This window comes from Phenylobacterium sp., assembly GCF_031412415.1.
In the GTDB taxonomy this organism is placed as follows: Bacteria; Pseudomonadota; Alphaproteobacteria; order Caulobacterales; family Caulobacteraceae; genus Phenylobacterium.
In genome coordinates this window covers 1-7,044 of the sequence record NZ_JANOCX010000411.1, presented here as the reverse complement: position 1 = coordinate 7,044, position 7,044 = coordinate 1, and the positions used below count along the sequence as shown (strand labels likewise).

At 67.3% G+C, this 7,044-nt stretch carries 6 protein-coding genes; 3 read left to right on the top strand and 3 right to left on the bottom strand.

The window, feature by feature from the left end:
• Nucleotides 1–302: DUF2177 family protein (locus tag RMO04_RS19185; protein WP_309646371.1), on the top strand; the 302-nt coding region annotated here is incomplete at its 5' end.
• Here the strand turns inward: RMO04_RS19185 and RMO04_RS19180 are convergent.
• Together RMO04_RS19180 and RMO04_RS19175 are read right to left on the bottom strand one after the other, a co-directional pair.
• Nucleotides 299–1,975, bottom strand: a complete 1,677-nt coding sequence (locus RMO04_RS19180) for a response regulator (RefSeq protein WP_309646370.1) — start codon at nucleotides 1,973–1,975, stop codon at nucleotides 299–301. The two genes, RMO04_RS19185 and RMO04_RS19180, sit on opposite strands and share 4 nt — an antisense overlap.
• A 38-nt stretch (nucleotides 1,976–2,013) precedes the next feature.
• Nucleotides 2,014–3,516: an ATPase domain-containing protein gene (locus RMO04_RS19175; protein ID WP_309646369.1), complete on the bottom strand. Its 1,503-nt coding sequence runs from the start codon at nucleotides 3,514–3,516 to the stop codon at nucleotides 2,014–2,016.
• A 282-nt stretch (nucleotides 3,517–3,798) separates the two neighbouring features.
• On the opposite strand from RMO04_RS19175, the gene RMO04_RS19170 reads away from it, so the two are divergent.
• Complete coding sequence (locus tag RMO04_RS19170; protein WP_309646368.1) at nucleotides 3,799–5,385, top strand: AMP-binding protein; 1,587 nt, start codon at nucleotides 3,799–3,801, stop codon at nucleotides 5,383–5,385.
• 136 nt (nucleotides 5,386–5,521) lie between these two features.
• Nucleotides 5,522–6,808, top strand: a complete 1,287-nt coding sequence (locus tag RMO04_RS19165; protein ID WP_309646367.1) for an amidohydrolase family protein — start codon at nucleotides 5,522–5,524, stop codon at nucleotides 6,806–6,808.
• Nucleotides 6,809–6,896: 88 nt separating this feature from the next.
• Here the strand turns inward: RMO04_RS19165 and RMO04_RS19160 are convergent, their stop codons facing one another.
• The gene (locus RMO04_RS19160) at nucleotides 6,897–7,034 is read right to left on the bottom strand and encodes a LysR family transcriptional regulator (protein ID WP_309646372.1); all 138 of its coding nucleotides are present in this window, start codon (nucleotides 7,032–7,034) and stop codon (nucleotides 6,897–6,899) included.
• Nucleotides 7,035–7,044 lie beyond the last annotated feature (10 nt).

The window sequence follows — 7,044 nt, the reverse complement described above, 5'->3', positions numbered from 1 at the left end:
TCGCCGACACCTTCCGACTGCCCGCCGCCATCGCCTTCTATCTGATCTACATCGGCGGGGTGCTGTTGCTCGCGATCCTGCCGGCGGTTCGCGAGGACGCCGGCTGGACGCGCGCCCTGCTCAATGGCGCGTTGCTGGGATTCGTCGCCTACGCCACCTACGACCTGACCAACCAGGCGACGCTCAAGGTCTGGCATACCTCCATCACCCTGGCCGACATCGGCTGGGGGACCTTCCTCACGGCCAGCGCCGCCACGGCGGGCTTCCTCGCCTATCGTTGGGCGGAGGGTCGCTTCGGCTAGCCTTCGGCGCGGTTCGGGAAGGGTACGACCTTAGGATCGCGCGGCGCGAGAACCGCACCAACCTTCGTCGCCAGTTCATGGTCGTCGAAGGGCTTCTGGATGATCGCGCCCTGATCGGCGTGCGCCAGAGCGTCGGTGTCGGCATAGCCGGTGACGAACAGTATGGGCAGATCAGGACGCCGGACCCGGGCCTCGCGCGCCACCTCCCCGCCGTTCATGCCGGGCATGGCGAAGTCGAGCAGCATCAGATCGATGTCGGTTCGCCGCTGCAGGGTGTCCAGCGCCGCTCCCCCGCTGCCGGCTTCGACCACCGTGTAGCCCAGCTCGGTCAGCACCGTCGCGGTGATCTCCCGCACCGCGCTGTCGTCGTCGACCAGCAGGACCACGCGCTCGCCATCGGCCCGCGGCGGGACGGCGGTGCGCACGGTTGGCTTGGCGACACTCACGGCGCGAGCACGCGGAAGATAGACCTTCACCGACGTGCCTTCGCCCTGCCGGGTGTCGATCCGGACCCCGCCGCCCGACTGTTTCGCCAGACCGAACACTTGGCTGAGCCCCAGGCCCGAACCCTTTCCCACCGCCTTGGTGGTGAAGAATGGCTCGAAGGCCTTGGCGAACACCTCAGGGGCCATGCCGGCGCCTGTGTCGGATACCGCGACCATTACGTAGTCGCCGGCCGGCGGTTCCTCCGGACGCTCGGGGTCGCGCACGGTCGCATTGCCGGTTTCGACGACCAGCGTGCCGCCGACCTCCATCGCATCGCGGGCGTTGATGGCCAGGTTGAGAATAACCAGCTCGATCTGGGTGGGGTCGATCAAGGCCATCCAGAGCTCAGGATGCAGGACGGTCTCGATGCGGGTCGAGCCGCCCATCGTGCTCTGCAGCAGGTCGCGCATGTTGGCGACCGTATGGTTCAGGTCGACCAGCTGCGGCTCCAGCTTCTGGCGCCTCGAAAACGCCAGCAGCTGAGCGGTGAGCTTGGCGCCGCGCTCAGCCGCTTGCTCCATCATGTCCAGTCGGCGGCGCACACTGGGGTCCACGTCGCCCTTGCCGAGTTGACGCGCATTGCCGATCACGACGGTGAGCAGGTTGTTGAAGTCGTGCGCCACGCCGGAGGTCAGCTGACCGACCGCTTCCAGCCGTTGCGCCTGTCGCAACGCAGCCTCCACGCGCTCGCGTTCCTCGATCTGGCCCAGCAGCTGACGGTTGGCGGCGGCGAGCTCGTAGGTGCGTTCCTCGACCCGTCGTTCGAGGGTGATTTCGGCCTCGCGGATATCCTCGATCCGTTGGCGCGCATCGTACTGCCGGCGCCGACCGCGCAGGGCTGTCCGCGCGACGCTGACCAGGCTGGTGGGATGAAACGGTCGCTCCAGGAAAATCACATTGCCCAGGGTGGAGGTCAGGCGCGAGGCGCTAGGATTGCGCTCCAGCCCGCCGCCGCGCTCGGTCAGCAGCACGAACGGGAAGTCCGACCACGCAGGTTGGGCCCCCACCCATGCCGCCAGCGACGACGCATCGGCCGACTGCAACGCCTCGTCGGTGACCAGGGCGAAGCCGGCGCCATTGTCCAACTCCTGACCCAGGGCCTCGAGGTTGGCGCAGATCAGCGCGTCGATACCGGCCTCGCGCAGAAGCACCGCCGCGATCTCCGCGTCGCGGCCACGGGGCGTCAAGATGAGTGCGGTCTCCGACCTCGGATAGGTGGAGGGGGTCAAGCGCCCTGACCCATCAGCAGGGCGGTGTCTGCGCCGGTATAGGTCGGGACGCCGCGCAGCACGCCCTGGAACTCCGACAGCGGCGTGCCGACGGTTAGGCCGCGTTCGCCGATCTGGTATTCGCGGATGGTGTCCTCGTGCGCGCCGGTGCGCTTCTTGATCACCGACATCGCCCGGCGCACCCGGCCGTTGGCCTCGAAGTAGCGCAGCAGGATCACCGTGTCGGCGAGGTAGGTGATGTCGACCGGCGCCTGCATGTCGCCCACCAGCCCATGCTGGGCGATGGTGAGGAAGGTGGTCACGCCGCTGCGGTTGAGGAACTGGAGCAGCTCATGCATGTGCAGCACCAGGAATTGTTCCTCGGGCATGGCCGCCTGGTAGCCGTTCAAGCTGTCGATCACGATCGTCTTGAGGTCCCGCGACTTCATGCAGGCCCGCACCCGATGCGTGAACTCGCCCGGCGTCAGCTCGGCCGCGTCGACTTGTTCGACCAGCAGGTCTCCGGACGCGCGTAGGGCCGCGAGATCGAAGCCCAGACCCTTGGCGCGGTCGAACAGCAGGTTCAGTTCTTCGTCGAAGACGAACAGCGCCGCCTTCTCGCCGCGCCTGATGGCGGAGGCGATGAACTCCAGGGTCATCAGCGACTTGCCCGCGCCAGCAGGGCCAAGAATGAGCGCGCTCGAGCCCCGCTCGATGCCGCCGCCAAGCAGTGTGTCGAGGCCGTCGACGCCGCTCGGGAGAGGTTTGCGGACGAACTCGATCCTATGCTCCGCCGCCACCAGCCGAGGGAAGACGACCAGTCCGCCATGGGCGAGCATGAAATCGTGATAGCCGCCCCTGAAGGCCTGGCCCCGGTACTTGATCACGCGAAGCCGCCGGCGCTCCTTGCCGTAGACGGGCGCCAGCTCCTCCAGCCGAACCACGGCGTGGGCGACGCTGTGGACGGTCTTGTCGAGGACCTCGGAGGTCATGTCGTCCAGCATCACCACGGTGGTGTTGTGCTTGGCGAAATAGTGCTTCAGCGCCAGGATCTGACGGCGATAGCGCAGCGATCCGCCGGCCAACAGCCGGATTTCCGACAGGCTGTCGATGACCACGCGGGCGGGCTGGGCCTCCTGGATGGCCTTGAAGATGATGCGGGTGGTTTCCCCCAATTCGAGGTCGGAGGAATAGAGCAGGCTTTGTTGCTGCTGTTCGTCCAACAGGTTCTCAGGCGGCGCCAGCTCGAAGATCTCGATGTTGTCGTCGAGCGACCAGCCATGCGACCGAGCGGTCTCCAGGAGCTCTTCGCGCGTCTCCGAGAGGGTGATGTAGAGGCCCTTCTCGCCCCGCTGCGCGCCGGCCATGAGGAACTGCAGGGCCGATGTGGTCTTGCCCGTTCCGGGCGTGCCTTCCACCAGGTAGATGCGCCGTCGCGCGTAGCCGCCGCGCATGATGTCGTCGAGGCCTTCGATGCCCGTACTCGCCAGATTGGATTGCGTGCTTTGATCTTCCGTCACGCGTCATCTCGCTTGCCGCTCGGGCGATAGGTCCCCGAATGGATGTGAACGACGTAAGGTAAAGTCTGTTCCCGGCCAGACTTCGCCGCCGATCCAGTCATTGTTCGGATTTGCGGCGGCGTTGTCCCCGTCGCGATCCCCTGTCATGGTGGGTTTACGAGACGGAAAGGCCCAAGCCCGCGCGCATATTTCGCGCCGTCGGCCGGCCGCCCAACGCCGCCTCGAACCATAGAAAAAATGCCGCGGCGCCGTTCCTCCGGCCCGTGGCGACGGGAGGATTTGATGGAAGATTTGAAAGAGCGCGTGAGCTTGGATCAGGCCCTGGAAGCGGCCTCGATGACCGGCATGACCACGGCCGTCTGGGCCAGGGTCCATCCCGACAAGCCCGCGGTCATCGACCCCGACGGCCGGGTCACCACCTTCGCCCAGCTCAACGCCACGGCCAACAAGCTGGCCCGCCTCTTCCGTCAGCACGGGCTGGTCGCCGGCGACTCGCTGGCCCTGATCTGCTCGAACCGCGCCGAGTTCGTGGCGGTGATGGCGGCGACCCTGCGCGCCGGCGTCCGCTTCACCCCGGTGAACTGGCACCTGACCGTCGACGAGATCGCCTACATCATCAAGGATTGCGAGGCCAAGGTCGTGGTCGGCGAGGCCCGCGTGGCCAGCGTCGGACCGGCCGCCGAGCAGTGCCCCGACCTGGTGCTTAAGCTCGCCGTCGGCGGCGCCATCCCGGGCTTCGTGGACTATGACACCGCGCTCGCGCCGCTGGACGGCTCCGACATCGACGACGCCGTCCTCGGCAATTCGATGATGTACACCTCCGGCACCACGGGCCGACCGAAGGGGGTCTTCCGCCCCGCCCCGGTCGTGACGCCCCAGGCCATGTACGCCATGCGCGGCTACGACCACGAGACCTCGGTCCAGCTTTGCGCCGGTCCGGCCTATCACGCCGCCCCGCTCGCCTTCGACGTCCGCGCCGCCATGGGCGCCGGCGTGCCGCTCTACTTCATCGACAAGTGGGATTCGGAACTGGTCCTGAAGACCATCTCGGAGAAGAAGGTCACGCACCTGCACTTGGTGCCGATCATGTTCCAGCGCCTGCTGGCCCTGCCGCCCGAGGTGAAGGCCAAGTACGACGTCAGCCACGTGCAATACATCGTCCACGGCGCGGCCCCCTGCCCCCCCGAGGTCAAGCACGCCATGATCGAATGGTTCGGCCCGATCCTCTCAGAATACTACGCGGGCTCGGAGGGCGGCGCCGGCTTCGCCATCACCTCGGAAGAGTGGCTGAAGAAGCCGGGCAGCGTCGGCAAGCGCCCGATGCTGCTGCAGGTCCGCATCCTGGACGAGGCTGGCAACGACCTGCCCAACGGCCGGGCCGGCGGCATCTACCACCAGCTCCCGCCCGGCGGCGGCTTCACCTATTACAAGGACGAGGCCAAGACCAACGCCAGCCGCGTGGACGGCTTCTTCACCATGGGCGACGTCGGCTATTTCGACGAGGACGACTACCTGTTCCTCACCGGCCGCAACGCCGAGACCATCATCTCCGGCGGGGTGAACATCTATCCGCAGGAAGTCGACAACGAGCTGATCAAGCACGAGGCCGTGGCCGATAGCTCGACCGTCGGGGTGCCGCACGACGAGTGGGGCGAACAGGTCAAGGCGGTGATCATGCTGAAGGAAGGCTACGTTCCCTCCGATCAGCTCGCCCAGGAAATCCTCGATTTCGGCCGCAAGACCCTGCCGGCCTTCAAGGTGCCCCGCAGCCTGGACTTCGTCACCGAACTCCCCCGCTCCGAGGCCGGCAAGATCCAGCGCAACAAGGTCCGCGCGCCCTACTGGGAAGGACGCACCCGGCAGATCTAGCGCCATTCCAGATCCTCCCGGAGCCGGGGAGGATCTGGGACTTCATGGGCGATACATCGCTTGGCCATTCCGTCCGGCCCTGGTTAGGATCGCGCCATGTCGAGGCTCGGCCTCGGATTGCTTTGGGGCTGCTCACGTGAAGAACCTGATCTCGGGCGTCGCGCTCGCCGCGGCGCTCGCCGTCGCCGTTTCGGCCCAGGCCGCCACAACCTTCGTCCAGGCCGGCAAGGTGCTCATCGACCCCGCCTCGGGCAAGGTCGAGACCGGAAAGACCCTGGTCATCGTCGACGGCAAGGTCTCACGCATCGCCGACGGCTATGTCTCCGAGCCAGGCGGCGTGGTGATCGACCTGAAGGGCAGCTTCGTCCTTCCGGGCCTGATTGACAGCCACGTCCACCTGACCAGCGAACAGAACCCCAACAGCGAGCTGGAAGGCGTCACGCAGTCCTCGTCCCAACAGGCCATGGTCGGCGCACGCTACGCCAAGCGCACCCTGATGGCCGGCTTCACCACCGTGGCGGACCTGGGCGCCGACAGCGAGGCGATCTTCGCCCTGCGCGCCGCCACCGCCAAGGGCGACGTCCCCGGCCCGCGCATCGTGGCCTCGGGCGACGCCATCTCGATCCATGGCGGCCACGGCGACGTCAACGGCTATCGCGAGGATGTCATGCACGTCCTGCGTCCGGGCTCGGTCTGCTCCGGCCCCGACGACTGCCGCCGCGCGGTGCGAGAACAGGTCTGGAAGGGCGCCGACGTCATCAAGATCACCGCCACCGGCGGGGTGCTCTCCAACACCGCCGCGGGCCTAGGCCAGCAGTTCTCCGACGAGGAGCTGACCGCCATCGTCGACGCCGCCCACCGCATGGGCCGCAAGGTGACCGCGCACGCCCATGGCGGCGACGGCATCAACGCCTTCCTCAAGGCCGGTGGCGATTCCATCGAGCACGGCACCTATCTGGACGCCGCCTCCATCGCCCTGTTCAAGAAGTCGGGCGCCTATCTGGTCCCGACCCTGATGGCCGGCGACTTCGTGGCGCGGATCGCCGCCAGCCCGAAGAACTTCTTCACCCCCGCCCAAACGGCCAAGGCGCTGGAGGCCGGCCCCAAGATGCTGGACATGGCTAGGCGGGCCCACGCCGGCGGCGTCAAGATCGCCTTCGGCACCGACACCGGCGTCTCGGCTCACGGCGACAACGCCCAGGAATTCGCCCTGCTGGTGAAGGCCGGGCTCACCCCGCTGGAAGCCGTACAGTCGGCCACCGTCGGCGCCGCCGATCACCTGAACCTGGGCAGCCAGATCGGCGCCCTGACCCCCGGCCGCGCCGCCGACCTGATCGCCGTCCAGGGCGACCCGCTGGCCGACGTCACGACGCTGCAGAGCGTCGGCTTCGTGATGAATGGCGGCGTGGTCTACAAGGACTAGTCGAGGATGGGCGCCACCGGGCCGCGGACGTAGCGACCCCAGGAGCTTTGCGCTATCGAATTCACGGCATGAGTGAATTCGACCTCAATCAAATCCGGCGGATGAACAGCGGATCGCCGAACAGCTCGCGCAGCCGGGTCAAGGCGTGGCTCACCGCCGAGGGGGTCAGCCCCAGGCGTCGCGCCGTCTCGCTGGCCCGGCCGCACCGGATCAACTCGCGAAAGATCAGCAGCAGG

Coding starts and splice junctions, on each gene's coding strand:
- RMO04_RS19170 (WP_309646368.1), top strand. CDS start 3,799: ATGGAAGATTTGAAAGAGCGCGTGAGCTTGGATCAGGCCCTGGAAGCG.